General features: G+C 52.1%; 26 protein-coding genes. 10 read left to right on the top strand and 16 right to left on the bottom strand.

The features are described 5' to 3' along the window. Positions 1–46: 46 nt before the first annotated feature. Positions 47–376, bottom strand: a complete 330-nt coding sequence (locus NST84_RS12975; protein WP_342565965.1) for an antibiotic biosynthesis monooxygenase — start codon at positions 374–376, stop codon at positions 47–49. A gap of 222 nt (positions 377–598) precedes the next feature. Here NST84_RS12975 and NST84_RS12970 point away from each other — a divergent pair, with 222 nt between their 5' ends. From NST84_RS12970 to NST84_RS12960, 3 genes are all read left to right on the top strand, one after another. Further along, entirely contained in the window at positions 599–1,147 is a 549-nt protein-coding gene (locus NST84_RS12970) for a hypothetical protein (RefSeq protein ID WP_342565964.1), read from the top strand. 395 nt (positions 1,148–1,542) lie between these two features. Next, positions 1,543–1,839: a transposase gene (locus NST84_RS12965; RefSeq protein WP_342564345.1), complete on the top strand. Its 297-nt coding sequence runs from the start codon at positions 1,543–1,545 to the stop codon at positions 1,837–1,839. Between the two features lie 11 nt (positions 1,840–1,850). Then, on the top strand, positions 1,851–2,708 hold the full coding sequence (locus NST84_RS12960) for an IS3 family transposase (protein WP_342566341.1): 858 nt from the start codon (positions 1,851–1,853) through the stop codon (positions 2,706–2,708). A gap of 320 nt (positions 2,709–3,028) precedes the next feature. On the opposite strand, the gene NST84_RS12955 is transcribed toward NST84_RS12960, so the two are convergent. The 4 genes from NST84_RS12955 to NST84_RS12940 all read right to left on the bottom strand — a co-directional run bounded on the left by NST84_RS12955 (position 3,029) and on the right by NST84_RS12940 (position 6,571). Further along, the gene (locus NST84_RS12955) at positions 3,029–4,156 is read right to left on the bottom strand and encodes a DUF4179 domain-containing protein (protein WP_342565963.1); all 1,128 of its coding nucleotides are present in this window, start codon (positions 4,154–4,156) and stop codon (positions 3,029–3,031) included. Next, on the bottom strand, positions 4,149–4,661 hold the full coding sequence (locus tag NST84_RS12950; protein WP_342565962.1) for a sigma-70 family RNA polymerase sigma factor: 513 nt from the start codon (positions 4,659–4,661) through the stop codon (positions 4,149–4,151). Before NST84_RS12950 ends, NST84_RS12955 begins: the two co-directional genes overlap by 8 nt. Positions 4,662–4,812: 151 nt before the next feature. Next, complete coding sequence (locus NST84_RS12945; RefSeq protein WP_342565961.1) at positions 4,813–6,045, bottom strand: aminopeptidase; 1,233 nt, start codon at positions 6,043–6,045, stop codon at positions 4,813–4,815. Positions 6,046–6,223: 178 nt separating this feature from the next. Next, positions 6,224–6,571, bottom strand: a complete 348-nt coding sequence (locus tag NST84_RS12940; protein WP_342565960.1) for a hypothetical protein — start codon at positions 6,569–6,571, stop codon at positions 6,224–6,226. A 335-nt stretch (positions 6,572–6,906) separates the two neighbouring features. On the opposite strand from NST84_RS12940, the gene NST84_RS12935 reads away from it, so the two are divergent. The 3 genes from NST84_RS12935 to NST84_RS12925 are packed head-to-tail and all read left to right on the top strand — an operon-like array spanning position 6,907 to position 11,093. Then, on the top strand, positions 6,907–8,040 hold the full coding sequence (locus tag NST84_RS12935) for a VanZ family protein (RefSeq protein WP_342565959.1): 1,134 nt from the start codon (positions 6,907–6,909) through the stop codon (positions 8,038–8,040). A gap of 14 nt (positions 8,041–8,054) precedes the next feature. Next, positions 8,055–9,581 carry an amidase family protein gene (locus NST84_RS12930; RefSeq protein WP_342565958.1) on the top strand — a complete coding sequence of 509 codons (1,527 nt, stop codon included), beginning with the start codon at positions 8,055–8,057 and terminating at the stop codon, positions 9,579–9,581. 42 nt (positions 9,582–9,623) lie between these two features. Further along, positions 9,624–11,093 (top strand): serine hydrolase, encoded by a 1,470-nt coding sequence (locus NST84_RS12925; protein ID WP_342565957.1) that lies wholly within the window; start codon positions 9,624–9,626, stop codon positions 11,091–11,093. 78 nt (positions 11,094–11,171) lie between these two features. Here the strand turns inward: NST84_RS12925 and NST84_RS12920 are convergent, their stop codons facing one another. Beyond that, positions 11,172–11,939 (bottom strand): exodeoxyribonuclease III, encoded by a 768-nt coding sequence (locus NST84_RS12920; protein ID WP_342566418.1) that lies wholly within the window; start codon positions 11,937–11,939, stop codon positions 11,172–11,174. Between the two features lie 265 nt (positions 11,940–12,204). Between NST84_RS12920 and NST84_RS12915 the strand changes: the two genes are divergently transcribed. Next, complete coding sequence (locus tag NST84_RS12915; RefSeq protein ID WP_342565956.1) at positions 12,205–12,549, top strand: hypothetical protein; 345 nt, start codon at positions 12,205–12,207, stop codon at positions 12,547–12,549. Between the two features lie 93 nt (positions 12,550–12,642). After that, on the top strand, positions 12,643–12,930 hold the full coding sequence (locus tag NST84_RS12910; protein WP_342565955.1) for a hypothetical protein: 288 nt from the start codon (positions 12,643–12,645) through the stop codon (positions 12,928–12,930). A gap of 128 nt (positions 12,931–13,058) precedes the next feature. On the opposite strand, the gene NST84_RS12905 is transcribed toward NST84_RS12910, so the two are convergent. Both NST84_RS12905 and NST84_RS12900 read right to left on the bottom strand, forming a co-directional pair. Further along, positions 13,059–14,171: a citrate synthase/methylcitrate synthase gene (locus tag NST84_RS12905; RefSeq protein ID WP_342565954.1), complete on the bottom strand. Its 1,113-nt coding sequence runs from the start codon at positions 14,169–14,171 to the stop codon at positions 13,059–13,061. Positions 14,172–14,293: 122 nt separating this feature from the next. Further along, positions 14,294–15,139, bottom strand: a complete 846-nt coding sequence (locus NST84_RS12900) for a helix-turn-helix transcriptional regulator (RefSeq protein ID WP_342565953.1) — start codon at positions 15,137–15,139, stop codon at positions 14,294–14,296. 147 nt (positions 15,140–15,286) lie between these two features. On the opposite strand from NST84_RS12900, the gene fabF reads away from it, so the two are divergent. Then, positions 15,287–16,522: a beta-ketoacyl-ACP synthase II gene (gene fabF / locus NST84_RS12895; protein ID WP_342565952.1), complete on the top strand. Its 1,236-nt coding sequence runs from the start codon at positions 15,287–15,289 to the stop codon at positions 16,520–16,522. 100 nt (positions 16,523–16,622) lie between these two features. Here fabF and NST84_RS12890 read toward each other — a convergent pair whose 3' ends face one another. The 3 genes from NST84_RS12890 to NST84_RS12880 all read right to left on the bottom strand — a co-directional run bounded on the left by NST84_RS12890 (position 16,623) and on the right by NST84_RS12880 (position 20,013). Continuing rightward, a complete protein-coding gene (locus tag NST84_RS12890; RefSeq protein WP_342565951.1) occupies positions 16,623–18,056 on the bottom strand; it encodes a glycoside hydrolase family 43 protein in 1,434 nt (477 codons plus the stop codon). 221 nt (positions 18,057–18,277) lie between these two features. Then, positions 18,278–19,336, bottom strand: a complete 1,059-nt coding sequence (locus NST84_RS12885) for an ABC transporter ATP-binding protein (RefSeq protein ID WP_342565950.1) — start codon at positions 19,334–19,336, stop codon at positions 18,278–18,280. Positions 19,337–19,473: 137 nt separating this feature from the next. Further along, positions 19,474–20,013, bottom strand: a complete 540-nt coding sequence (locus NST84_RS12880; RefSeq protein WP_342565949.1) for an HXXEE domain-containing protein — start codon at positions 20,011–20,013, stop codon at positions 19,474–19,476. Positions 20,014–20,167: 154 nt separating this feature from the next. On the opposite strand from NST84_RS12880, the gene fabV reads away from it, so the two are divergent. Next, positions 20,168–21,358, top strand: a complete 1,191-nt coding sequence (gene fabV, locus NST84_RS12875; RefSeq protein WP_342565948.1) for an enoyl-ACP reductase FabV — start codon at positions 20,168–20,170, stop codon at positions 21,356–21,358. 59 nt (positions 21,359–21,417) lie between these two features. Here the strand turns inward: fabV and NST84_RS12870 are convergent, their stop codons facing one another. The 5 genes from NST84_RS12870 to NST84_RS12850 form a co-directional block, all read right to left on the bottom strand. Then, positions 21,418–22,401, bottom strand: a complete 984-nt coding sequence (locus NST84_RS12870) for an aminoglycoside phosphotransferase family protein (protein ID WP_342565947.1) — start codon at positions 22,399–22,401, stop codon at positions 21,418–21,420. Between the two features lie 6 nt (positions 22,402–22,407). Then, positions 22,408–23,376, bottom strand: coding sequence for a sugar phosphate isomerase/epimerase (locus NST84_RS12865; RefSeq protein WP_342565946.1), 969 nt, complete (start codon positions 23,374–23,376; stop codon positions 22,408–22,410). A 37-nt stretch (positions 23,377–23,413) separates the two neighbouring features. Further along, positions 23,414–24,484 (bottom strand): Gfo/Idh/MocA family oxidoreductase, encoded by a 1,071-nt coding sequence (locus NST84_RS12860; RefSeq protein WP_342565945.1) that lies wholly within the window; start codon positions 24,482–24,484, stop codon positions 23,414–23,416. A gap of 85 nt (positions 24,485–24,569) precedes the next feature. Then, the gene (locus NST84_RS12855; RefSeq protein ID WP_342565944.1) at positions 24,570–25,673 is read right to left on the bottom strand and encodes a Gfo/Idh/MocA family oxidoreductase; all 1,104 of its coding nucleotides are present in this window, start codon (positions 25,671–25,673) and stop codon (positions 24,570–24,572) included. After that, positions 25,666–26,433 carry a sugar phosphate isomerase/epimerase gene (locus tag NST84_RS12850; RefSeq protein ID WP_342565943.1) on the bottom strand — a complete coding sequence of 256 codons (768 nt, stop codon included), beginning with the start codon at positions 26,431–26,433 and terminating at the stop codon, positions 25,666–25,668. The genes NST84_RS12855 and NST84_RS12850 overlap by 8 nt, the downstream gene beginning before the upstream one ends. Between the last annotated feature and the right edge of the window lie 244 nt (positions 26,434–26,677).

Genomic DNA, 26,677 nt, shown 5'->3' with positions numbered 1-26,677 from the left:
TGCAATCCGTTAAGATCGCCGGCAGTTCTGCGCAACAGTAAAACCGCTATTTTTCGTTAACCTTTCCCTCTTTAACCTTCTGTACTTCATACATATTGACGGTCGTGCCAAGGATATACACCGGTTTCTCCTGTCCTCTGCTATTGCGGTGGCCCTGGAGGTGTGCATCGCTTTTCTCCCAGTTTTTCCAGGCTTCTTCAGACTCCCAGCGGATCAGGAGCAATACCTCTTCGTTGTCTTTGCCTTTCTTGTTCAGGGCAATGCTGATATCAATCAAACCTGGCATTTCCTCCAGTGCCCCGGGTGCGCTGAATCTCTCGATCACCTTGTCACTGTGCCCTTTTTCTACAACTATGGATCTTGTCTGGATTAACATCAATCATTCCTCCTAAGTACAGGGAACTGCCAAAGCTCACATTCTTCCCCGGTTAATATAGTTGAATACGCAACTAACTATATTCTAATTGATAATCGTTATCATTTCCAGCATGAGTTTTGGCTGTACCGTTTAGTCTAAACCAAACTTTACCTTGCACTGATCAGGAATAAGTTATTACATTGGGATAAATTAACTATAACTGATGAAAGCAGGTAGATTATGAATCTGACAGTTGAGCTTGCCGCACCACATGAAGCCTATATTATCAAAAATCTTTACCCGCTCTATCTGCATGATCTTTCGGGCCATTACGGGCTGAATGACGGTCCCGTCCTGAATGAGCATGGGATCTACGAAGAAGAGCCGGAAATCCGGACTTTAGCGCAGCAATATGATGTCCAGAATATCTGGTGGGAGAAGCCGGGCTGCCTGTACCCTTTTCTATTTAAAGCGGGTACCCTACCAGCCGGATTTACGCTTATTGCTACGCCGCCGCACTGTGCACAAGGGGTAGATTATTTTGTTAACGAATTCTTTGTGCTTCAGCCGTTTCGCGGAACGGGCATTGCCCGGCAGGCTGCCGTCACCGTATTCGAACGCTTTAAAGGCGTCTGGGAGCTGCATACCAATCAGGCCGCCAAAAATATAACCGGGCAAAAATTCTGGCGCAAGACGGTAGCGGGCTACACAAACCAAAACTACCATGAGGCCGTTGAAGAAACGTTTAACGGGAACAAGCTGGTATTCCGGTTCAGTAACAACAGTTAGACTAGGTGGAATTGCGCGATGGAGCTTGGCGGTGAACATACCTTTTGCCGCGGTTAGTGGGAAAACCTCCTTTAGTTACGGTTGCCGACGGCTCTTTTGCCGCGATTTGTGGGAAAAATCCCTTTCGTTAGGGCTGGTGGCAGCTCTTTTGCCGGGATAATGGGAAAAATCCCTTTAAATAGGGCTGGCGACGGCTCTTTTTGCGCGATTAGTGGGAAAAATCCCTTTAATTAGGGCTGGTAACGGCCGTTTGACGCGATTAGTGGGAAAAATCCCTTTAATTAGGGCTGGTGACGAGCCGTTTGACGCGATTAGTGGGAAAAATGCTGTTAGTATAAATAGTGGACACTCGTTAAGAGAATGAGAGAAAATACAATTAACGAGGAGGTGTCCACATGAGTGGAACACGAAAAAGCTACAACGAGGAATTTAAACGACAGACGGTAAAGTATATCCAGGAGCAGACCAAGACGGTGGCGGAGTTAGCCCAGGAGCTGGATATCCCTGCAAAAACCATACATCAATGGTTAGGGAAATACCGGCAGTTCCAGAACGAACCCGTTTCCAGCCCAGAGCAAACGAGTGAGTTCAAACGGCAACTGGAGGAAAAAGATCAAACCATCGCTAGAATGGCAGAAGAGATGGAAATCCTAAAAAAAGCAGTGCACATCTTCAGCAATCCAAAGAACTAAGATTCCAGTTTATCGAAGATCATCGCTCCCGGTTCTGTGTGGAGAGGATGTGCAGCGTACTACAGGTGTCAAGGAGCGGCTATTACAAGTGGAGAACGGCCAAGCCAGGTCCGCAAGCAGCCCGAAAAGCGTTGCTATGCCAGCGGATTACTTATCATTTTCACGATACCCATGGTCGCTATGGCAGCCCTAAAATCACTATCCTCCTGCAGCGTGAAGGGCAAAAGGTCAGCGAACGTACCGTTGGAAAATACATGAGAGAACTCGGCCTGCGCTCCTGTGTCGCCAAGAAGTTTCGTGTGCATACGACCGATTCTAATCACGAGTTACCCATTGCACCGAACCTGCTAAATCAGCAATTTAAGACAAAAAAACCCAACAAGACCTGGGTTGCAGACATTACCTACATCCCCTGCCGTGAGGGACGGCTGTACCTGGCCAGCGTGCTCGACCTTTGCACCCGAGAAATCGTAGGCTGGAGGCTTGGCGATCGAATGACTACCGACCTCGTCTTAGATGCCCTGGACGACGCTCACAAGGCGAAACGCCCGAAGAAAGGCCTAATCCACCATTCCGATCGTGGCTCACAATACGCCTCCAAGGAGTACCGTGAGCGTTTGAAGAAGTACCGTATGAAAGCCAGTATGAGTCGTAAAGGTAACTGTTATGACAATGCCTGTATTGAATCTTTCCACAGCTTACTTAAGAAAGAGTTTGTGTACTGCACCCGATTCAAAACGAAGAAACAAGCCTATGACGCGATCTACCAGTACATTGAGTTTTTTTATAACCGCAAACGAATCCATGGTGCACTAGGCTATCTTTCGCCGGTTCAATTTGCAGCGAAATTTAAGCAGAAGGCAGCTTAATTCCTTTAAAGTTACGTCTACTTTCTTGACGGAGGTCCAAAATCCCTTTAATTAGGGCTGGTGACGAGCCGTTTGACGCGATTAGTGGGAAAAATCCCTTTAGTTAAGGTTGGGGGCGGCCTTTTTGCTACGATTAGTGGGAAAAATCCCCTATATCGCGTCAGTCCATCCAACAAACAACTTTCTCCCGGCCACCCGGCGACGGTCCATGCACAAGCCCCCGCTAACAAATTAGCGGGGCTTTACCAAGCGTTACCAAGCGCTATTTTAACTCTAGATCTTTGCTCTTTAGCTCTTTAGCTCTTTAGCTCTTTAGCTGCCTATTCTAACAAATCAAACTCCACCACAGACTCGCTATCCCCCGTCTTCGTTGTAAACTCCAGAACAAGCGACTCTGGATCATCCAGCAGGGTGCTGGCGAACAGCTCCTCAAAACCATTATCAGTCCCAGCCGCTGACAGCAAAGGCAGCTCTACCGCACCCTTACCGGTCTCAGCCACAACCTTTCCAGCGCCAGCTTCAAAAATCGCCCGTCTTACCTCCCACTCGTTCTCCGCTTCATTCTTCAGGGCAAACCGGGCTCTGATCATCAAAGGCGACAGCTCCACCTGGCTCAGGACAACCTCGTGACCGGCAAGCATAACGCTTTTATCCGGATGAATCACCTTTGTCGGGATCTCCTTGAATGTTTGATCCAGATCAAAAGAAATTTTAATCCGCGGGGAGTAATGAATATCCGCCATGATGGTGCCTGTCTTGGGATCATCCATTTTGCCCGGATCAACGGAAGCAATCTGAAAATCCGCCTCCAGCTGCGCAGGGAACGGTTTGCTGCGGTCCAGCTCGAACACGCTTTTTCCGTAATACTTATGATAGTTGTCTTCCCCGTTTATCTTGGCATGTGCGCCAACTCCGCCATTACGGTTCAGCTGGCTGCCGGTCTGTACATCCAGCATTCTGCTGCTGCTAAAACCATAAATTTCCTGATCGTCCGATGTTTCTGCCGTATATAAAAGGATAATCCGGTTCTCATCAGCCGTCACTGCATTCAGTGTAACCATATACCCTTCAATCTCCACACCCTTGTCCAGCAGCTGAAAATAGTCATTGCGCACCGCTGATTCCAGGGTAGCCGAGTTGATGTCATAACCATTAAACTCCCTGAACGGCTCAAGCACACCCCAGTCCACCGGACCGGGATCGGCAGCAGTCGATTGTTTATCATGCAGCATCGGGATGATGAACAGCAGGAATGCAACCATTGCAGCTGCAGCCAGCCCAAAGATGGAACCTTTCATCAGCGCAGCCCGCTTCGAGCTGTTCATCCCGCGTTCCAGGCCGTTTTGAACCGCCAGTCTAATGTAGTGCTTGTCCGTTTCCTCCTGAAGCTGCTGCTGCATCTGCACTGCCTCGGCCGCCATCGCCTGCTCTTCCCTGCTGTTAATCATTCCACTCACCCCGATCCTTCAAAATAGTTCTGAGCTGCTTTAGCCCTTTATGCTGCCAGGTTTTGATGGTCCCTTCAGGCTTGTTCAGCAATTCCGCAATATCTCCCAGAGTCATGTCATTGTAGTATTTCAGCAGCAGCACATGCCTGTATTTCGGCTTAACCTGCTCCAGCGCCCAGCGCATTTCCAGCCTGCCGGTGTCCGGCTTCATGACCGGCTCCTGCATACGCTCGTCCGGAGTCGGCACACTCCGCTTTCTTCTGCGCTGTTCATCGATACACACATAGATTAAGATCCGGATAATCCAGGCTTTAAACGCCCGCTGATCCTTCAGTGTTCTCCGTTTGATCCACGCCCGGCAGGTCGTCTCCTGTACCGCCTCAAGCGCATCATTACGGTTCCCCAGATAACTGTAGGCAATCTGATACAGCTTGTCACTGTGCTCCATCACGGCCTCATAAAATATCGTCTCCCCGCTGGAGAGCGCTCCTGTCAACCTTTTCATCTCTATACCAGACTTCGTCACCCAGCCCCCTCCTCTCTCTAGCCTTTCATAGTATAAGACGGAGAGCAGCCGCAAACAGTTTTCCCTATAAAAAATAAAAAATAAAAAGAGCCCCCGGTACGGAAGGCCCTTCTTAACAATACGAATCGGGTTACAGCACCCAATTCCCTTTACGGAACACCGGCTCAATGGTACCGTCTGCCAGCTCACCATCGATCTCAAGCTCCGCCGAGCCGATCATAAAGTCGACATGCGTCAGGCTGACATTGGCGCCGCGCTTGAGCAGCTCTTCATTGCTGAGGCCGACGCCGCCTTCGATATTAACCGGATACGCGCTGCCCAGCGCGAAATGGCAGGAGGCATTTTCGTCGATACCAGTGTTGTAGAACACTCTGTTCAGGCGGGAGATCGGCGAATCATGCTGCACCAGCGCCACTTCACCGAGGTAAGAAGCACCCTCATCCGTTTCCAGCAGGGAGGTCAGATGCTCGCGGCCGGAGGCTGCGTCATAGGCGGTAACCTTTCCGTCTGCAAAAGTTAACGTAATCCCGTCCACGAGCCGGCCGTTCAGGTTCAGCGGAAGCGTGCTGGATACCGTACCGTTTACACCGGTGCGCAGCGGCATGGTATAGATTTCTTCGGTTGGCATATTGGCTACAAAATATACCCCGCTGCCGTTCTCGCCGCCGCCTCCGCGCCACAGATGGCCTTCCGGCAGCTCAACGTGAAGATCAGTGCCCGGTGCCCGGTAATGCAGGCTCTTGTAACGTTTGGCGTTCATCCGGTCCTGGCTCACCTTAAGCTGGGCAATATGCTCGCGCCATGCCGCTACAGGGTCCTCGCTGCCTACGCGGTTCATCTGGAACACCGCTTCCCACATCGCATCAATCCGCTGCTCCTGCGGCAGGTCCGCAAATACTTTATCAGCCCAGGCGCGGGTCGGCGCCTTGACCAGCGACCAGCTGATTTTGCTGCTGCGGGTATAGTTCTGGTATTTCTTGCGGGCAATGGCCGCCGCTTTGACTGCGGTAGACACCTTGGACGAATCGATTCCGCGGAACAGCTCCGGATCAGGTACTTTTATATGTAAAATCGCTCCGCCTTCTTCCGCAAAGCCCTCCAGCATATCGGCATGCCACTGCGGATAGTAGCTGAACGAATCTTCAGGCGCTTTCTCATAACGGATACGCGTGACAGCTTCGTCATCCCAGTCCACCATTACATATTTGGCACCGGCTTCATAAGCTTTGCCCACGATTAGACGGGTAAGCTCAGCCGTTTCGAGCGGGGCATAAACCATCAGCACCTGTCCGGGCTGTACATTCACTCCGACCTTAACCACCAGATCAGCATATTTCTCCAGCATCAGTTCAAAATCCTTCATGATTGTTTTTCCTCCATATCTGACTAAATTGCTATCTGTCTCTCTTAAGCTCCAGTAGTTATTTTAACGCAAAATGGACAGGATGGCGATTTTTGTTCTGCAAAGCGCCTCAACAGCAGCCTTAATAGGCAGCTCCTGCGCAGGAACTGCCCTGTGGTAAAGCCCCGTTTGTGCCCGCTTATTGTTTATCCACCGTCAGCAAAGTTACCTCCTTCACTGTGTAAGTATCCGCGAGCTTATCTTCCGCAATGACCTTGAGCTTGGCGAGGCTGGCCACCTTGGCCGGATCGACTTTGGACATTAGCCGCCACACCTGCGGATCCGCCAGGGTATTGTAGAGCTTTTCATCATCATATTCCTTGCGGTTTTGTGTGACCAGCTTGACCCTGTAGCTTCCGATAACAGTATCCGTTTCTCCCTGCGCGGCGCAGTATGCCACAATTTCCTGCCTGAGCTCCGCCAGCTCCTTCTCGATCTCCTTATGCTTGGCTTTCAGCTTATAGTAGTGCTGCACTTTCTTTTCCATTTTAGGCTCACGCTCCTCTCCAGACATATGTATGCCAAGCCGGAAAAAATCATTATAATGATTAAATCCATTGAGGGCGCTTTCAATAACTTTTATAATAAAAATGCCTGCTTTGTCTTCCTTTGATTTGTTCCGGTTGCTGAGCATCACCTGCAGTGATTCTGTCCGGTTAGAACGTCTAACAGCCAGCAGAGCTCACGCCGTGATGTTCTGGGGAGCTTAGTGCGTTCTTTATACCCGCCGGTTTTCCTGAAGGTCAGCCGCTGATTCCTTCAGCCGTGAGACTGGTAAGTATAAGGTATGCTCGATCAAATTATTTTAACGGCAGGTGGACTATGTTTGAATCGTATCTTTTCCCTATTTCCTATGCGTTTATGTCTTTTCCGGTTGCGGCACTGCTCTTTACACTGCCCTTCCTGATTGTCCAGTACCGGCGTTACGGCTATATCCATAAGCTCCGGGCGCTGATCCTTTATCTGTTGCTGCTCTATCTGTTAAATGTCTTCTATCTGATCATGCTGCCATTTCCGGACTCCAGGCATAATCTGCCTCCTGCGGGCGGCAGCCTGCAGCTTACCCCGCTGCAGTTCATCGGGGAGATCCTGCACAGCAGCCGCTTCAATGTAGACGATCCGTCAACTTATATGTCGCTGCTGAGCGAGCCGCCCTTTTATCAGGCTGCATTTAATGTGCTGCTGACGGTGCCGTTCGGCATGTTTCTGGGCTATTATTTCCGTACGAGATGGGTAGTCTGCATCCTGCTCTCATTTAGCCTCTCCCTGCTGTTCGAGATTACACAGATAACCGCAATTTACGGCTTCTTTGATCATCCGTACCGGGTGTTTGATGTGGATGACCTGATCACCAACACGCTCGGCGGGATTGCCGGATACAGAATCGCCCTCTGGATATCCGCGGCTCTCCCGCAGATTGAACGGCTGGATGCCAATGAGGATCTGGATGCGAAACGGGTTACCTATACCCGCCGCGGGATTGCTTTTATGCTGGATGCCTGCGTATGGCTGCCTGCAGCATTTTTACTGAGCCTGTCCCCTGTTCCTTATCCGCTCTGGATTACACTTGCTGTCTACTTCATGCTCATACCGCGCTTAACCGGTGGAAGGACACCGGGAAAATGGGTGGTACGCATCAGGTTGCAGGGCAAATCCGGAAAGCTGCGGCTGTGGATGCTCATTATAAGATTCGGGCTGCTGTATGCTGTCCTGCCGGGAATGAATATCCTGCTGTTTGATTCGGCATACGCTGCGGCATTGAACGAGGAGCTGGCTGCTACCGCCCGTGGTGTGGTGCTGCTGATTGATCTCCTGTTCCTTATCCATCTAATCATCAGCATGTTTAGCAAGAAGGAGCTGTTCTACGAAAGATTTAGCAGTACCCGGAATGTGATAACCTGGCCGGAGAAGGTGCAGCAGGCTGGTGCTGACGAATTACCGCAAGCAGCCCAATAGCAAGGAGTGAGTGAATGACAGAATTTATACACAACAGAATTACTAGTGAGGATCCCCATCCCCAACTAAACTGGCAGGAATGGATCATTGAAGCGGATATCCTTTCGATTCAGGCTGAGATGACCAGAGGAGTGTTGACTGCGGTCCAGCTCGTTACACTGTATCTCGAACGGATAAACAAATACGATACCGTTATTAACTCTGTTTTGGAGCTTAATCCCGATGCCCTGGACATAGCTGCAGCGCTGGATCAGGAGCGGCTGTCCTCGGGAGCACGCAGCAGCCTGCACGGTATTCCGCTGCTGGTCAAAGACAACATTGATACTGCCGATAAGCTGCACACCAGTGCAGGCTCAGTCGCCCTGGCAGATTCATTTGCTTCCAGGGATGCCGAGCTGATCCGGCATTTACGTGACGCCGGTGCCATTGTCCTCGGCAAAGCAAATATGACGGAATGGGCCAATTTCATGGCCCCCGGCATGTGGGCCGGCTACAGCTCGCGCGGCGGGCTTGTCCTGAATCCTTACGGCCCCGGCGAGCTGTTTGTCGGGGGCTCGAGCTCAGGCAGCGCCGCTTCTGTAGCAGCCAATCTGGCCGCTGCCGCAATCGGAACCGAGACCTCCGGCTCCATCATCGGTCCGGCCAGCCAGAACAGCGTTGTCGGCATCAAGCCGACGGTCGGCCTGGTCAGTATGGCCGGAATTATCCCCGGCATCGGCACTCAGGATACCGCCGGACCGCTGGCGCGGACGGTCACCGATGCCGCTATTCTGCTGGGCGCGATGACAGGCGCACACGATCCCGGCCAGCCGGAGCAGGAGGCTTCCGGGTCGTCTGCTGTGGCAGATTATACGGTTTTTCTGGAGGTAAACGGCTTGCACGGAAAGAGGATCGGAATTCCACGGAGGGTTTATCAGGAGCTGGATAAGGATGTCTTAGCACTTATGGAGGAGGCCATCCGGCTTCTCGCAGACAACGGCGCTGTAATCGTAGATTCTGTTGAACTGCCCTGTATGGAGGCAGACTGGAGTCCGGTTATGCTGCAATATGAGTTTAAAAGAGGGATCAACCAGTATCTGGGCAGAGTCGCCGAGTCCATACCTGTACATAACCTAAGGGAGCTTATTGCCTATAATGCTGAGCATAGCAGCATTGCCTTGAAATACGGCCAAGGCACCTTGGAGTGGCTGGAGAGCTCCGGAGACGGTATACCGGAAGAAGAATATCTTACTGCCCTGCATATATCCAGGCAGCTTGCGCGGAATCAGGGAATAGACTTTGCCTTGCGTGAGCACTGCCTGGATGCCCTGATGTTTCCCGGCTTCCACGGGGCAGATCTTGCAGCCAGGGCAGGCTACCCGTTAATTACCGTGCCTGCCGGATACGCAGCTGACGGAATGATCACTCCTGGCGGCTACACGACAAAAGGACCGCATGGCGTTACTTTTTCCGGCACCGCCTACAGCGAGCCTGCACTTCTGATGATTGCTTACGGGTTTGAACAGGCAGCAAGGCGCCGTACCCCTCCCTGCCTGTCTTAAATATTGCACTCTTATCTATTCATTCAGTGAGGAGCTGTACTTATGAACAAGACCAATATTCCTGTACCGCAACTGCCTAGAAGCCTGCCCGAAGAGCAAGGTATTCAATCAAGCGCCGTTTCCGCCTTTTTGAACCGGATTAAAGAGTCTCAGCTTGCACTTCACAGCTTTATGCTGCTGCGGCACGGCCATGTTGTAACGGAAGGCTGGTGGACGCCGTATAGCCCGGAGCGGCGGCACATGTTATTTTCACTCAGCAAAAGCTTCACGTCCACAGCCATCGGTCTCGCAGCAGCTGAGCAGCTGCTGTCGCTGGAGGACAAGGTGATCTCCTTCTTCCCGGAGGAAGCACCGGAGAACCCCGGCAGCAAGCTGGCCGGGATGAATATCCGGCACCTGCTGATGATGGGTACAGGCCACACATCAGATACCATGCCGGAAATGCTGAAGGACGCCGGGGGCAACTGGGTTAGGGCTTTTCTGCAGCTACCGGTTGAACAGGAGCCGGGCAGCCATTTCCTGTATAATACCGGAGCAACTTACATGCTGTCTGCCATTCTGCAAAAGGTAACCGGACAGACGCTGCTGGATTATCTGCACCCGCGGCTGTTCAGCCCGCTAGGCATTGCTGATCCGGTATGGGAGTCCTGTCCGCGCGGAATCAATACCGGCGGTTACGGGCTCAGCATCACTACAGAGGATATCGCCAAATTTGGACAGCTGTATCTGCAAAAGGGCCTGTGGAACGGCAGGCAGGTAATTCCGCAGGAATGGGTGGCTGAAGCAAGTGCACTGCAGATTGCGAACGGGGACGGCAAGCCGGAGAGCGGCGACTGGTCCCAGGGCTACGGCTATCAGTTCTGGAGATGCCGGCATGGAATTTATCGCGGCGACGGGGCTTTCGGCCAGTTCTGTATCGTCATGCCGGAACAGGATGCAGTCGTAGCCATCACCAGCGGTACCAATGAGTTGCAGGAAGTAATGAATGCCGTAATGGAGCTGCTGCTCCCGGCATTAAATGATGGGAAGTCTACACCGGTGCAGCAGCCGGCGGCGGCCGAGTTAGCTGATCAGCTTCGCTCGCTGGCAATCATGCCGCCGGTTATCAGGTCTGTTTCAGCTTTGGAGCAGGAATTAAGCGGACGAATCTGCCTGCTGGAGTCTAACGAGCTGCAGATAGAGTCACTTGCTATTGATTTTGCTGACAAGGAAGCCCGGCTGACGTTGCAAGGCCCCCTTTCCGGATGTCAGGAGATTCTCCTTGGCCGCGGACAATGGGCGGCAAGCCAGCTGAAGCTGACGCCAGACCCGTCAGCAGCCGATGCTGTGATGTCCAGCTTCACCTGGACAGCTGAAGACATGCTCCAGCTTACACTGCTGATGGTTGAACAGCCGTTTATATTCACATTGGATATTACGTTCAATGAACAATCCTTAACACTAACCCAGTCTGCAAACGTAGGCATGGGCGCGCAGGAGCCTGTAACCATTCAAGGCACACTTCAGGCGTAACGGGCGGGCGACAAGCCTGTACAAATAAGCGGCCATATAACCCGCACCGGGCTGTATGGCCGCTTTTTACATACCATTCTATTCAACTGCAGGCTCATTTATCTTCAGTACAACCGGACAATGGTCACTGCCCAGTATATTGCAGTCAATTGACGCATCAACCAGCTGCGGAGCCAGCCGGGAAGAAGCCAGGAAATAATCAATCCGCCAGCCGACATTCCTCTCCCGGATCTTGGGCATATAGGACCACCAGGTATATGCACCTTCCGTTTCCGGATAAAAGAACCGGAAGGTATCAATAAAGCCGGAATCCAGCAGCGTCGTCATCTTGGCGCGCTCTTCATCGGTAAATCCGGAATTGCCGCGGTTGGATTTTGCATTTTTAAGATCAATATCGGCATGAGCCACGTTGAGATCCCCGCAGACCAGCACAGGCTTATGTTTGTCGAGCTCCAGAAGATAGCCGCGGAACCGGTCCTCCCACTCCATTCTGTAGTTCAGCCTGGTCAGATCCCGTTTGGCATTCGGCGTATAGACATTAACCAGGTAAAAGCCGTCAAACTCCAGTGTGATCACCCGGCCCTCCGGCTCCGAATCCTCTTCCAGCCCGTATCTGACCGAAAGCGGTTTGATTCTGGTAAAGACAGCCGTTCCCGAGTATCCCTTCTTCTGCGCATAATTCCAGAACTGGTAGTACTCCTCTCCGTAATCCAGGGCAATCTGTCCCTCCTGCAGCTTCGTCTCCTGTACACAAAAGATATCCGCCGCCGTTTCTTTAAAATATTCATTAAAGCCCTTGCCCACACAGGCTCTCAGTCCGTTGACATTCCACGATACCAGCTTGATCATACTACTCATTCTCCTTATATTCACACCTGTATAATAGTTTAAATCCAATCTACTAAGTTTATCATAGAATCGGCTGTCCGAGGTTAAGGCGGCATGATACAATTACTGGGCTATTGCTTTTTATCCGAGAAAATGTGAGGAACCTGAATCTATGAATACACCAGCTCTGCTTAGAAGCTTTAACTTTCTGTACTTTGCCCTGCTAGCAATGTTTATCCCTTTCCTGCCGGTATTCCTGTATTCCCTGGGCTGACTCGCCGAAATGAAAGGCATAAATGCCCTTAATTCCGCCGAAACCCGGCCGGATGCCGAAATGAAAGGCACAAATGCCCTTGATTCGGCCGAAACCCGGCCAGACGCCGAAATGAAGGACATAAATGCCTTTAATTCGGCAAAAAGCCGGCCGGACGCCGAAAGGAGAGGCACAAATGCCTTTGATTCGGCCGAAAGTCGGCCAGACGACAGCGGCGTGCTTTACGGCGCTTTTGGCGGAAAAACATTCTTTCTGAGCGTTGCGGCAATGTCGCTGCTAGGTACGGTGTTCGGACTCGTTCTATACCGGATTTACGGCAAACGTCCATCTTCCAAAACCTCTCCATCCCGCTGACCAAGAATGTGTGAATCTCCCGGGACAGGCGTAACAGCATTAATAGAATTATTGAATATGATAATCTATCAAATGCAAAAGGAGGTCATGAACATGGCTATTTTGTTACCGCAGCAGTATTTCAACCTGCCGGCCGGAGTCGGCAAGTCGTATTACGAAAATTTAAACGGCGGGGCAAATGCGGCTGTTACAGTCCAGAATAACTCCGCTTTCCCGGTAGATCTGGTACTGTACGCTGTCAACGCTCCTATTGTAACCTACACTATCCCGCCGTTTGACAGCCTCACCATCCAGCTGGCGCACCTGCTTGTTGCTGCACTGCGAAGTACCGCAGCTGGAGCTACCTTCGGCTATATCCAGATTGCAACATCGGATTTCTAATTCAGTTTTTGCAAAAATTTGAGACCAGAGTATCCGCCATACTCGCTCATAATCCTCCTCCTTCAAAAAAAAGACCCCTGGCCGTTTGAGCGGCCAGGGGTCTCGTGTTGTTATAGCAGGCTGATCCGTTATACAACCTCGGCTTCTGTCTCCGGCATAGGACCGGTATATACCGACTGGGGACGGAAAATCCGGTTGTTCTCCGCCTGCTCCAGGATATGCGAGGTCCAGCCGACGATTCTGCCCGCCGTAAAGGTCGGCGTAAAAATATCAGGGTCGAGGTGCAACGCTTTGAGGATCGCTGCGGCATAAAATTCAACGTTAGTGTACAGCCGGCGGCCGGGCTTGTATTCTTCTAGCAGCCGGACAGCGGTGTGCTCCACATGGATAGCAAGATCGAAGGAGGGGTCCTTGCCGATCATCGCTTCCGTGGCGATCATCAGCGCTTCCGCACGCGGGTCCTTCGTCTTGTAAATCCGGTGGCCGAAGCCCATGATTTTGCCGCGGTTCTCAAGCACACCGCGGATCCAAGGCTCAGCACGGTCCATCGTGCCGATCTCCTCCAGCATCGAGATGACCTCAGACGGCGCCCCTCCGTGCAGAGGCCCTTTCATCGCCCCGATTGCACCGCAGACGGCTGCGCACATATCGGATTCGGTCGACAGGACAACACGTGAAGCAAAGGTGGAAGCGTTCATTCCATGCTCCATGCACAGGATCTGATAAGCGCTGAGCGCCTGCACATGAGCCTCCTCAGGTACCTGTCCTGTAAGCATGTACAGGTAATTCGCGGCATGCCCCAGCTCTGCCAGCGGCTCCACAGCCGGCAGATTATTCAGCCTGCGGTATCTGTAGGCAATAATTGCCGGCAGTACTGAAGTCAGTCGGATCGCCTGCTGCAGGGTCGGCGGCCATGTCGCATTATCCTTGTCACCCAAGGCTGCTACTGCACTCTGCAGGACAAGCATCATCGGAATCGACGGCGGCAGCAAATCGATAATTTGCTTCAAATAGGCCGGAATCGTCCGTGCTGCTGCCATCTCCTGCTTGAGCTGCCCCAGTTCATCCGCATCGGGCAGTCTGCTGTTCCACAGAAGATAGGCAACCTCCTCATAGCTCCTGCTTACGGCGAGCTCCTTCGCCCAATACCCGCGGTAGACCAGATAGCCCTTCTCGCCGTCCACCAGTCCAATATCTGTTTCCCCCGCAACTACGCCTTCCAATCCGGTTACCTTCGCCATTGTGACATACTCCTTTTCCGTTCGCCCTATAGTTAACATCATATAAGAAGTATATGCCGGAATCGAGATATTGCATATTTATTGTTTTTTATGAATACATAAATATTTTTTATCACAACTTATCAGACAGCATCCTTCATCAGCTGCTGCAGCTTTGATTCTGTACCGGAATTGTCAGCCGGAGTATAGATGCTGCAGCGCAAATCAGCAGTTCCGTGCACCTGCAGCGAGGTGAGGTGAAAGAGCATTTTCCCCGCTTTGGCATGACGGAATTCAAGCACCACATCCGGTGCACTGCTGACCCTGCTCTCCTCCCACAGCTCCTGAAAACGGGGATGCTGCCCCTTCATCTCCGCGATAAAATCATCATACCAGCGGTCTTCCACATATTGCCCGTAATAGGCCCGGAATATAGCTAAATACCCCCGCACAAACTGCTCCCAGTTCACTGCCAGTCGCTGGAATTCCTTGCGGACAAACAAGAGGGAGATCATATTGCGGCCTTCCGCCGGCAGCCGGGCAAAATCGAGAAATACATGGGCGGCCGCCTCATTCCAGCCGACAATATTGCAGTGACGGTCAGAAATAATGGTCGGGCAGGTCGTGAGCTCCTGCAGAATTTTTTGCAGAGAGGGGCTGATTATTGTGATTTCCTCCTGCTGGTAGGCTGCCGGTCCCGGACCGTTGTCCAGCGCCAGTGCAAACAGATAGTTCCGTTCATCCTTGGTCAGCCGGAGCGCTGCGGCGATGCATTCAAGTACCGAAGGCGATACCTTGATGTCCCGCCCCTGCTCAAGCCATGTGTACCATGTACTGCTCACCCCTGCCAGCTGTGCTACCTCTTCCCGTCTCAGACCGGGGGTGCGTCTGCGCGTCCCTTCCGGCAGCCCGACTGCAGCCGGTGTAAGCGCTGCTCTGCGGGATTTGAGAAACCCCGACAATGCCTGCAATCTCGTCTTATTGGACATTTTTATGCCCTCCTTATCTGTCCCCATTGTTACACTGGTAGTAATTATACTAGTATAAACCACAACTTGTAATAGGATAAGCAAAGTGGAAAAATAGTCTATGTACCCGCTTGGGAGAATAATAGCCTGATTGTAGGAGGATTTTATATGGAACGTGTAGTTATCACTGGTTTGGGCGTCATTTCACCGCTCGGCAATACTGTGGAGCAATTCTGGGGACGTCTGAGCGCCGGAGAATCCGGAATCTCGCCTATTACTTCATTTAATACAGACCGCTATAAAAGCAAAATCGCCGGACAAGTCACAGACTTTGATCCGGAAGGCCGGTTCGGCCGCAAGGAAGCCCGGCGGATGGACCGGTTCACCCAGTTTGCGCTGGCAGCCGCCGAGGATGCCTGGGCTGATTCCGGTCTGCAGCTGGAGCAGATCGACCGGGAGCGGCTTGGCGTGTATGTCGGTTCAGGCGTTGGCGGGATTCATACACTAATGGAGCAGGCTGAGCTGCTCAGGACACGCGGGCCGGAAAGAGTCAGCCCGACGCTCATTCCCATGCTGATCTCCAATATGGCGGCGGCAACGATCAGTATACGGTTCGGGGCACAAGGGCCTACGCTCTCGCCTGTCACTGCCTGTTCAATCGGCAATACGGCCATCGGCGAGGCTTTCCGGCTGATCCGTTACGGCGGTGCCGACTGCGTTATTGCCGGCGGTGCGGAAGCAGCCGTTACTGAAATCTCGCTGGCCAGCTTCGGGAATGCAACCTCCCTGTCTACCCGCAATGATGCGCCGGAGAAGGCCAGCCGTCCGTTTGACGGGAGCCGGGACGGCTTCGTGATCGGCGAAGGCGGCGCCATTCTGATACTGGAGTCATTGTCACACGCCCTCCGGCGGAATGCAGCCATCTATGCCGAAGTTACCGGCTATGGCGCCAGTTCGGATGCTTATCATATGGTAGCCACTCATCCGGAAGGCACGGGGGCTTACCTGGCTATGAAGCTGGCTTTGCGGGAAGCGGGAGTGCAGCCTGAAGAAGTGGGCCTGATCAGCGCCCATGCTACCAGCACGCTGATCGGCGACCGTTCGGAGACGGCAGCGATCAAGAAGCTGTTCGGGGAGGCGGCTTACCGCATTCCGGTTACGGCGAATAAATCGATGACCGGTCACACCCTGGGAGCAGCTGGCGGGCTGGAGGCTGTCGCTCTGATCAAGAGCATCACCCAGGGGCTGATACCGCCTACAATTAACCAGCAGACGCCTGATGATGTCTGTGATCTGGACTATGTGCCGAATACCGCCCGGAAGGCAGATCTGGATATCGGCATCTCCAATTCATTCGGCTTCGGCGGACACAATGCAGTTATTGTGCTGCGGAAATACCTGTAATCTTATCAGTTCCTCTTTACCTTTATTCACAGCAGCAGCCCGCTTGACGCATAGAGTGCGCTGAGCGGGCTGCCTTTTTCTAATCAGCTTATAACTAACATTACTTCGAGTTTCCTTGGGATACATGGCTTCCCCAAATCGCAGTGCCGTCTCCGGATAATGCGGTAAAGGTCATCACATCGCCTTTTACAGCCTCGTTCCATTCCCGTAAGAACACACCGCTGAACACTGTGCCTTCAACGGTAATTTTCGCCGTATGCCCGCCGTCCAAGCTCCATGTACCGCTAACTGCTCCTGTTATTTTGCCGTCAGCGGTCAGCTCAATTACTTCAGATTCTACGGACTCAGCACTGATATCCCTGCCATGATTAATATATTTGTACTCGCCGGTAATGTCATCTGCTTGGTAGCTGCCGATGGTCTCTCCGCCATAGCGGTGCGGTGCGACTACAGGCCAGCCGTCCTCGTTCATGAACATCTGATGCACACGCACTTCATGCTCTTCGCCGCGGTAAGGGAACCGTGTATGGAAGATCAGGAAATACCGGCCGCTTTTCTCATCGTAATAGGCTGAATTATGTCCCGGAGATACGTAACCTTCCCCCGTCGCCTCCGGTTCATCTGCGGTGTTCAGAAATTCGAAATTGCCCATCAGCTTGACGCCGTATGGTGCGTACACCGGATCATCGAACAGCTTGTCAGGGTTACCGGCCGCATCCAGCATCGATTTGCCTTCGGAGTCTTCAAACGGTCCGTCGGGATTCTTGGAGCGGGCTACACGGATATTATATCCGCCGTTCGCATCAAGCCCGCCATATGAGAGAAACAGATAGTAGTAGTCGGTTTCAGGACTGTACAGCATATAAGGCCCTTCAATCCGGGCATGATTGGCTCCGAGCAGCTTTTTGCCATAGCCCTGGTCTGGAAGCGGGAAGCCGCTGGCAGGATCAAGCTCCAGAATGAAAATTCCGCCGGAGTACGAACCATAAACCATCCACAGCTTGCCTTCCTTATCGAAAAAGACATCCGGGTCCACAACGTTCGGCTTCCGGGTGGCATCATAAACTTCACCGTCATCGCCGATCCCGGCCATGCCGGATTTCAAAATAACCCCGAGGTCCTTGTAAGGCCCTTCAATCTTATCCGAGACAGCGATTCCCATCGCCGACAACGGCGAATCCCCGCGGCAGGCGTCATAATACATGTAGAATTTGCCGTCGGCAAGCTGAATGACATCAGGTGCCCAGAGTGTATCCGACTGCGCCCAGCTGAAGGTCTCGCTAAGCTCTTCGGTTACATTAGGAATGAGTACGTTTCCGTCCTCCACCACGGAGGAGATCTGCTCCCAGGCCATCAAGTCCTTGGATTTGGCAGAAGCGAGGTGAGAGCCGAATACATAATACGTATCACCTGCCTTGAGAACTGAAGGATCATGTACAGATACATTTTCAAACCTTGGCGCACTGCTGCCGCTTCCGCTGCAGCCTGACAAAACCGTTAACAGTAACATTGTGGTCATAGCACGTTTTTTCATCAATTTACCTCCTATGTATACCCTTACATTTTGCTGCGGAAAGGTAAAATAGTCAATAGTTTTATTTAAATAAATAAATATTATTTCATATTAACATAAAATATAATTCTACTCATTGTTGTTCCGCGTGGAAAACAAGACGCAAAAAAGCGCCAAGCCGTTGAACGGCCTGACGCTGATCTTACTATTATGCTGCTGCAGCAGTTAATTAATACAGTGTATTAATTTTCAACAAGCACCGGCTGCGGATAGGCGTTGGGCAAAACACGCTGTCTCTTCTTCACGACTGCAGGCGGCTCGACAGCCGGAGCCATCGGATGCATCAGCCAGGACTTCACCAGGTGGGAGTCCGAAACCTTATACATTGGAGGTTCCTTCTCCATATCAATTGCCATAGCGTAAGTGCTGCGCAATGCAAAGGCATCGCCCTTAGGCGGCTTGATCAGATCGGGAGGTGTTCCCGGAATAGCTGTCAGCATAGTGCCCTTGCTGTCAAGGCTTGGCATGGAAGCAAGCAGACCCCAAGTGTAAGGATGTCTAGGATCGTAGAAGATCTCTTCCGCTGTTCCCATTTCCACAATCTGTCCGGCATACATAACCGCAACGCGGTCAGCCATTCTGGCAACAACACCAAGGTCATGGGTAATGAAAATAATCGCAGTGTTAATCTTCTTCTGCAGATCCTTCATCAGATCCAGAATCTGAGCCTGAATCGTAACGTCAAGCGCTGTAGTCGGCTCATCGGCAATCAGCAGCTTAGGGTTCGCCGCAAGCGCCATGGCGATTACCACACGCTGACGCATACCGCCGGAGAACTCATGCGGATACTGCTGAAAACGGCGTTCCGGGGAAGGAATTCCCACCAGGCCCAGCAGCTCGATACCACGTTTATAAGCAGCGTCCTTGCTGATTTTTTCGTGTTTGAACAATACTTCGGTAATCTGCTTTCCGACTTTCATCATCGGATTCAGGGAAGTCATCGGATCCTGGAAGATCATGCCGATTTCTTTCCCGCGGATTTTTTGCATTTGCTTCTCAGTCTTCGGAATCAGGTCTTGTCCGTCGAACAAGATCTGTCCGCGTTTGTATTGTCCCTGCGGCTGTGGTACAAGCTTCATAACCGCCTGGGACGTTACGCTCTTACCGGAACCGGATTCGCCGACAATCGCCAGTGTTTCACCTTTATTTACATGAAAGTTAACACCACGGATCGCTTGCACTTCTCCGCCGCGTGTCTTGAATGAAATTGCTAGGTCCTTTACCTCTAAAAGGCGCTCCATCCTGTCACCCTCTCTGCTCTTTTCAAAAGTACGAAATCATTCTCATTATATAGAATAGGCAATAAGTAATATTTTATCTAGCATTATACCCCTTAGTCAAGTGCTTTTCTGAAAATGAATCATACAATACGTGTCAGCTATGTTCTTTGATGACGTCCTCTGCGCTTCAGCAAACCCCAGACAACCGGAGGAGTCAACAGAAACAGCAGCAGCAACGCCCATCCAAAGTCGTGCAGACCAACGATCTTTTCCGAAAGAAGCCGATAAAAGGCATACAGCGAATATGGCAAAGCAATGAACAGCGCTGTTACAACTCCGGGTGTATACAGCTTCAAGTAAATACTCTGTCCAAAATGAGTAAAAACATGCAGCAAAAACAGGGCGGTCACAGCTAAATACAGCGTATAAAAGGAAAAGAACACTGCAGCTGCGGTAACTGAAACGATCAGGAAATATACAAACAGCACATCCAGCGCAAAATTTCTGGTAGTCATTTGCATAGAGGATTTGTACATTTTGCGCATCCTCGGTGGAATAGCCGCTTCCACTCTGTTTCCGTAAGTAATACCCCAGCTCTCCACGGTTAAAATCTCTTCAAAATCATGAAACATGAAGCAAACAGGCAGCAGCCATAATAGACTTATCATGTCTATGTGCTGATTAAGCCAATCCAGCATTTTAACCAGTCCTCCCCCACATGAATACGGACATTTTTGCGGGTTCACTGTTGTACAAGCTGACTCATTAGGCCGTATACTCATTATTATACTGCTAACAGTTATGTCATATTGAGCTAAATTTCACAGCATCCCGGAAAGGAATGATTCATAAGTGATTATCAAGCCAAGAACGCGGGGCTTTATATGTACAACTGCCCATCCCGCAGGCTGTGCGCGGCAGGTGCAGCAGCAGATTGAGTATATCCGGACCCTGCCGGCGATAAAGGGCCCGCGCAATGTGCTGGTGATTGGAGCTTCAACCGGCTACGGGCTGGCATCCAGAATCGCTGCGGCCTTTGGTGCCGGAGCAGCCACTCTCGGAGTCTACCGCCCAAGTACAGCTACTGCGGCGCGCACTGCCTCTGCAGGCTGGTACAACTCGGCAGCCTTCGAACAAGCGGCTCTTGAGGCAGGATTGCGCTCCTACAGTGTATGCGGCGATGCCTTCACGCAGGAAACCAAGGAGCGCACAGCTGATCTGATCCGGCGTGAGCTGGGCCAGGTGGATCTGGTCATCTACAGCGTTGCCACCGGCCGCCGGACAGATCCTGCAACCGGTCAGGTTTATAATTCCGCTCTAAAGCCTATAGGTGAACCCTATACCAACAAAACCGTCAATTTCCATACCGGGGAAGTCTCACAGGTCACCGTAGAGCCTGCCGCTGAGACGGAGATCGAAGACACCGTTCATGTCATGGGCGGCGAAGACTGGCAGCTGTGGATTGACAGCCTGAGAGCAGCCGGGGTACTGGCTGATAATGCTGTAACACTGGCCTTCTCCTATATCGGACCCGAGCTGACCCAGGAGATTTACCGCAAGGGCACCATTGGACGGGCTAAAGACCACCTGGAGGCGACTGCCCGGCTGCTGGACAGCCAGCTTGCTCCCGGCGGCGGCAAGGCCTATGTGGCCGTCAGCAAAGGGCTGGTAACGCAGTCCAGCTCAGCACTCCCGGTAGTCCCACTCTATATCTCGCTCCTTTACAAAATCATGAAGGAAAAGGGCACTCACGAAGGCTGTATTGAGCAGGCTTACCGGCTATTCAATGACCGATTATATGCAGCCGGAGGCACTCCGGTTGATGAAGCCGGCCGTATCCGCATCGATGACTGGGAGCTTGACCCTGCCGTGCAGGCTGAAGTGGACCGGCTGTGGCCGCTGCTGGCTACAAATACTATCGGGGAGCTGTCCGATCTGCATAGTTACCGTGAAGATTTTTTCCAGCTGTTCGGCTTTGAAACCGCCGGGGTTGACTATGAGGCCGATATTGACCCGGTTGTAACCGTCCCTAACCAATTCTGAACATTCTGCAGCGCGAACAGAAGGCCGGTATCCGCGGTGGCGGACCGGCCTTCTTAAAGTTATACTAGCGGACTGTTCCCTGAGGTGCTGAAGGATTTCCAGCTCTCTTCCAGGTTCTGTGTAGCCCAGCGTATATGGTTCTCATCCTTATACTGGCGTGAGTCACATTCAATCCTCATAATCAGATCAAGATAGAAATCATACAGCTTTATACGCAGCCGTTCTCCCGCACTGTCAAAGGTCTGCCCGTAGCCCTCATAAAAGGGCTTGGAATGCTCAAAATGCCGGAAATAATATTCCATCAGCACATCGCCCCAAAGTGCCCGTTCCCAGTCTATGATCGAGACAATCTGCCCGTCCTGTACAAACAGATTGCCATTCCACAAGTCCCAATGGATCAGACGCGGTTCAGTTACCTCATCCAATGCAGGCAGATAATGCTCCATCACCTGCCAGATCTTATCTTCCCCTGCCGGTAAGACCACCTTAAGCTCCCTGGCATCCTCCAGCAGTGTGCGGATCAACCCGGTGAACGACTCCCGCCATGTCAACGTGTCTTCTGCCTGATCCTGTGCGAAAAGGCCGAATCTGGTTCCGGTAATCCCGTTAATCAGACGCTGATACCGGCCCAGTTCACGCTCGATCTCCGCCCGCACAGCGGGCGGATAGCTTTCTTTCACCTCACTGTATGGCTGCCCGTAAACCTTTTCCATAAAAAAATAAGGACTTGGTATAACACTCCGGCTGTCATCAAAGCTGTATACAGCCGGAACCGGAATCCGACCGTCTGCAGCAACAAGGCGGAGCGCTTCCACTTCAGCGGCAATAATATTTTCTTCATAACGGAGTATTCCGCTTCCCCCGGAAGGGGCAGCCTTCAACACAACCTGTCTTCCATCATTCAGCTCCAGATCATAAGCCGCATTAAAAAATCCGCCGGTCAGCTCTGTAACAGATACAATAAAGCTCTCTGCACCAAAAGCAGCCTGCACCGCAGCCTTCAGCTGATCATCATTCAGCTTGACCTTAGTAAAGCTTTCCACCGGCTTTTACACCCACCACATCTCACCAAGCGGCTCTTCAATAAGCACCTGGCGCAGATTATCCACTGCTTTGGAAAAGCCCTCTTCAATCGACATCAGGCCGTCTTCATGCTCAATGCTAACCACATAGTCATAGCCGACCAGACGCAGCGCGCTGATGATATCAGCCCAGGTCTTCACGTCATGCCCGTAGCCCACGGAACGGAACTGCCAGGCGCGGTCAAGCATATTGGTGTACGGCTGCATATCGGTAAGCCCGTGCTTGTTGACATTCACCGGATCAATCACCGTATCCTTGGCATGGAAGTGATGAATCGCTCCTGCTCTGCCGAGAATGTGAATCGCCTGCACCGGATCAATACCCTGCCACCACATATGGCTCGGATCAAGGTTGGCCCCGATGGCATCACCGGCAGCTTCCCGTAGACGCAACAAGGTTGCAGGGGTGTGCACGGAAAAGCCGCCGTGCAGCTCCAGACCGATCTTTACGCCATGCTCTGTAGCGAAGTCGGCCATTTCCTTCCAATAAGGAATAACCTTATTCTCCCACTGCCAGGCCAGAATTTCCTGGTAATCATTGGGCCAGGGGGCAACCGGCCAGTTCGGATATTTTGCGCCTTCATGGTCGCCCGGACAGCCGGAGAAGGTGTTAACGACCTGAACCCCCAGCTTCTGGGCAAGCTTAACGGAATTGACAAAAGCCTCATGATCCTTTTGTGCCAGCTCCTTCTGCGGATGCAGCGGATTGCCGTGACAGCTTAGCGCGCTGATGATCAGCCCGCGGGATTCGATCTGATGCTTGAACTCCTGCAGCGCTGACTCATTCTCCAGCAGCAGCGCTGCATCACAGTGGCTGTTCCCCGGATAGCCGCCGGTGCCGATCTCTACTGCCTTGAGCCCTTTGGAAACTACATAATCCAGTGCATCCTCCAGCTTGCGACCGCCGAAAAGCACCATAAATACTCCAAGTTTCATTGACCTGCCGCCTCTCATCCATTATTAGTGTCAGCTGTTAAACTCCATAAGAATCGAAATTCTTGATAACCTCATTTTTCTCTGCCGCTTCAAAGATGGCTTCAATCAGATTCTGGACACGCAGCACTTCCGGGTTTTTGACAATCGGCTCTGCCGTCCCCTCGATTACCGCCACGAAATTGCTGTAGAACCCGTCAGCAAGCTCGGCGGCCGGCGGCAGCTCGGCAGTGATTGTGGAGCCCTCTGACGGAGGAGCCATCGTCTTGGTGAGGCCTACACCGGCACGGATCGGCGTCGGCTCGCGGTGCTCGGATTCACGGTTGCGGGTCACAATCCGGCCGGTGAGCGACCAGTCTTCGATAACCGCAGATCCTTCCAGCCCTTTCACATACCAGCGGGGCAACGTGATGAAGTTGGTTGTCCCTACTTCCACAATGGCTTTAATGCCGTTCTCGAACTGCAGCACCGCTTCAAAGCCGTCGTCCACATCATTGCCGAGGATATAGCTCAGGGTGCTGGACACGCTGGTTACTCTGCTGTCAATCATGAACAGCAGCTGGTCCAGCAGATGCACGCCCCAGTCCAGCAGCATGCCGCCTCCCTGTGCCTTAACATGGCGCCAGTCGCCCGGAATGCCGTTCGCTCCATGCACACGGGATTCAATCTGGAACAGGGCTCCGATCGTCTCCGACTCGTACATTTGCTTAATGATCCGGAAATCCTCATCCCAGCGTCTGTTCTGGTGTACCATCAGCACCCGGCCGGCTGCATCGGCAGCCGCAATCATTTCCTTCAGCTCTGAAGAAGACATTGCGACAGGCTTCTCGCAGACCACATGTTTGCCGGCCTGCAGTGCGCGGACTGCCAGCTCTTTATGCACATCGTTAGGCGTAGCAATCAGTACAGCCTCAACTCCCGGATCTGCAAGTACCTCTTCGTAACTCTCATAAGCCTTGTATCCGGCTTCAACAGACGCTTTGCGGCGCCCTTCCAGCAGGTCAAACGTTCCTGCTACCTCAAGATTCGGGTTTTCGCTGATCAATTGGCCATGATAGCTTCCCATGCCGCCGTATCCGACGATAACTACAGTATGTTTATTAGAACTCATGGATTCCACTCCTGTTTGTCTGATGTTTCCTCTTCATAGCCGAAAACCCTGCACATTTCTTCCAGGGTTTCCGGCTAATTTTATTCTATTCGTTGTCCGAGCTGCCGTCAAAATATACGGCCCGGCCGGTACGCGCAGATTCATATACCGCTTCAAGAATCTGGGTGACGACAAGCGCCTGCTCCGGCAGAACAACCGGATCTTTGTCTTCTCTTACTGCTTCCAGCCACAGGCGGGCCTCGCGGTCTGCTTCGGTCTCAGCGGAGCCGCTGTAGAAGGCTACACCGCCCGAGGAGAGGTCGACCTTCGTTTCGAACAGGCGTCCGGCACGTTCACCGTTGATGCGCAGGCCGTCCTTCATATCGGCTCCGCCTTCGGTACCGGCCAGCAGTGTTTTGGCTTCGCCGAATTCGGAAACGTTAAGCGCCCAGCTGGATTCCAGCGAGATGGTCGCCCCATTTTCCATAGTAATAAAACCAAAGGCAGAATCCTCAACCTTGAATTGTTCCGGGTCCCACGGTCCGAATGCGTTAGCGGCATTCTTGCGCTGCCCCAGCTTGTGGAAGGTTGAGCCTACCACCATACGCGGCTTATAGTTATCCATCAGCCACAGCGTCAGGTCAAGGGCATGCGTACCGATGTCAATCAGCGGGCCTCCGCCCTGCTTCTCTTCATCCAGGAATACGCCCCAGGTAGGAACAGCACGGCGGCGCAGAGCGATTGCTTTGCCGTAGTAGATGTCTCCAAGCTCACCGGACTCACACATGCCTTTAAGGTATTCGCTGTCTGCACGGAAGCGGTTCTGGTAGGCGATTGATAGCTTTTTGCCGGTACGGCGGGCAGCATCCAGCATCTCTTGAGCCTGGGCCGTAGTTTTGGCCATCGGCTTCTCGCACATTACATGGTTGCCGGCTTCAAGCGCCGCTACTGTAATTTCGGAATGGCTGTCGTTCGGTGTACATACGTGTACGATGTCAAATCCGCCTGCGGCCAGCAGCTCACGGAAATCGGTATATACTGCAGCGCCTTCAGCACCGTATTTACCGGCAGCTTCCTGTGCGCGTTCTTCAATAATATCGCAGAAGGCTACCATTTCAGCATCTTCCTGACGGGACAGGCTCGGCATATGTTTACCGTTGGCGATACCTCCGCACCCGATAATAGCAATTTTGTGTTTAATGTTAGACATGAACTTTTCCCCCTTGATTAGCGTAAGCTTTTACCCAGTTATAACTGTCCTCTACACTTGCGAGCGGCGAACGGCTGCAGAAGTCCTGCTCAACCACAGCCCACTCTACACCGGCTTCAGCTGCAGCTTCCAGAATAGCGTAAAGGTTTACTTCCCCTTCGCCCAGAACAACTGTTTCCGGTGAACCGTCTTCCCGTTTCTTTACATCCTTCAGATGGATGATCGGCAGGCGGCCTGCATACTTCTGGATGTAAGCTACCGGATCAAAGCCGGCGAAGTGTACCCAGCAGGTATCCATTTCCACCTGAAGCAGATCCGCCGGCACTTCCTCAAAAATCCCGTCAAAAGCGGTGCGCTCTCCATAGGACTCCGTGAATTCAAAGTCATGATTGTGATAGGACAATACTGCCCCCCGCTCACGGCACTTTTCACCGATAATCCGCAGGTTAGCCGCTACTTCCGGCCAGTTACGCTGCTCTTCTGTCAGATAAGGAATGATCAGATTCCGGTTTCCGATAGCCAGATTGTAGCGGATCTCTTCTTCTGTATCATTAAGCATGGCATCATACGGACGGTGTGCTCCAAGCGCGACAAGTCCTGTCTCCTCCAGCAGAGCCTTTACTTCCTCCGCACTCCGGCCGAAATAGTTGAAAAATTCCACACCGCTATATCCCAGCTCCGCAACCTTGCGCAGCGTACCTTCAAAATCCTGCTCCAGTTCTTCTCTAAGCGTATACAGCTGAAGACCCAGTTTTAACATTGCTACCACTCCTGTTCCGTATCAAGTTAATGTGATTACCTCTAATGGTGTATCTATCAGACAAGCTCAGGCCAGCCTTATAGGCCACCTGAACAAAAGGGCTGCTATATAATTACGCCCTGTATACTCCGCATCAGTACTCTCCGCTTCCGCTAACTGCTTATGTAGCTCCCAGAGCAGCAGCACAGCCTCCTTTGCATTCTGTATATGTTTTTGCATAGCTACATGGTAATATGAAAGCGTA

The organism is Paenibacillus sp. FSL R7-0345, from assembly GCF_038595055.1.
In the GTDB taxonomy this organism is placed as follows: domain Bacteria; phylum Bacillota; class Bacilli; order Paenibacillales; family Paenibacillaceae; genus Paenibacillus_AQ.
This window is presented reverse-complemented; position numbering and strand designations above follow the sequence as displayed.

Bases quoted from the DNA above. Each gene is read 5' to 3' on its own strand.
- NST84_RS12975 (WP_342565965.1), bottom strand. From the start codon at position 376: ATGTTAATCCAGACAAGATCCATAGTTGTAGAAAAAGGGCACAGTGAC.
- NST84_RS12970 (WP_342565964.1), top strand. From the start codon at position 599: ATGAATCTGACAGTTGAGCTTGCCGCACCACATGAAGCCTATATTATC.
- NST84_RS12965 (WP_342564345.1), top strand. From the start codon at position 1,543: ATGAGTGGAACACGAAAAAGCTACAACGAGGAATTTAAACGACAGACG.
- NST84_RS12955 (WP_342565963.1), bottom strand. From the start codon at position 4,156: ATGATTAACAGCAGGGAAGAGCAGGCGATGGCGGCCGAGGCAGTGCAG.
- NST84_RS12950 (WP_342565962.1), bottom strand. From the start codon at position 4,661: ATGAAAAGGTTGACAGGAGCGCTCTCCAGCGGGGAGACGATATTTTAT.
- NST84_RS12945 (WP_342565961.1), bottom strand. From the start codon at position 6,045: ATGAAGGATTTTGAACTGATGCTGGAGAAATATGCTGATCTGGTGGTT.
- NST84_RS12940 (WP_342565960.1), bottom strand. From the start codon at position 6,571: ATGGAAAAGAAAGTGCAGCACTACTATAAGCTGAAAGCCAAGCATAAG.
- NST84_RS12935 (WP_342565959.1), top strand. From the start codon at position 6,907: ATGTTTGAATCGTATCTTTTCCCTATTTCCTATGCGTTTATGTCTTTT.
- NST84_RS12930 (WP_342565958.1), top strand. From the start codon at position 8,055: ATGACAGAATTTATACACAACAGAATTACTAGTGAGGATCCCCATCCC.
- NST84_RS12925 (WP_342565957.1), top strand. From the start codon at position 9,624: ATGAACAAGACCAATATTCCTGTACCGCAACTGCCTAGAAGCCTGCCC.
- NST84_RS12915 (WP_342565956.1), top strand. From the start codon at position 12,205: ATGAAAGGCATAAATGCCCTTAATTCCGCCGAAACCCGGCCGGATGCC.
- NST84_RS12910 (WP_342565955.1), top strand. From the start codon at position 12,643: ATGGCTATTTTGTTACCGCAGCAGTATTTCAACCTGCCGGCCGGAGTC.
- NST84_RS12905 (WP_342565954.1), bottom strand. From the start codon at position 14,171: ATGGCGAAGGTAACCGGATTGGAAGGCGTAGTTGCGGGGGAAACAGAT.
- NST84_RS12900 (WP_342565953.1), bottom strand. From the start codon at position 15,139: ATGTCCAATAAGACGAGATTGCAGGCATTGTCGGGGTTTCTCAAATCC.
- fabF (WP_342565952.1), top strand. From the start codon at position 15,287: ATGGAACGTGTAGTTATCACTGGTTTGGGCGTCATTTCACCGCTCGGC.
- NST84_RS12890 (WP_342565951.1), bottom strand. From the start codon at position 18,056: ATGAAAAAACGTGCTATGACCACAATGTTACTGTTAACGGTTTTGTCA.
- NST84_RS12885 (WP_342565950.1), bottom strand. From the start codon at position 19,336: ATGGAGCGCCTTTTAGAGGTAAAGGACCTAGCAATTTCATTCAAGACA.
- NST84_RS12880 (WP_342565949.1), bottom strand. From the start codon at position 20,013: ATGCTGGATTGGCTTAATCAGCACATAGACATGATAAGTCTATTATGG.
- NST84_RS12865 (WP_342565946.1), bottom strand. From the start codon at position 23,376: ATGAAACTTGGAGTATTTATGGTGCTTTTCGGCGGTCGCAAGCTGGAG.
- NST84_RS12860 (WP_342565945.1), bottom strand. From the start codon at position 24,484: ATGAGTTCTAATAAACATACTGTAGTTATCGTCGGATACGGCGGCATG.
- NST84_RS12855 (WP_342565944.1), bottom strand. From the start codon at position 25,673: ATGTCTAACATTAAACACAAAATTGCTATTATCGGGTGCGGAGGTATC.
- NST84_RS12850 (WP_342565943.1), bottom strand. From the start codon at position 26,433: ATGTTAAAACTGGGTCTTCAGCTGTATACGCTTAGAGAAGAACTGGAG.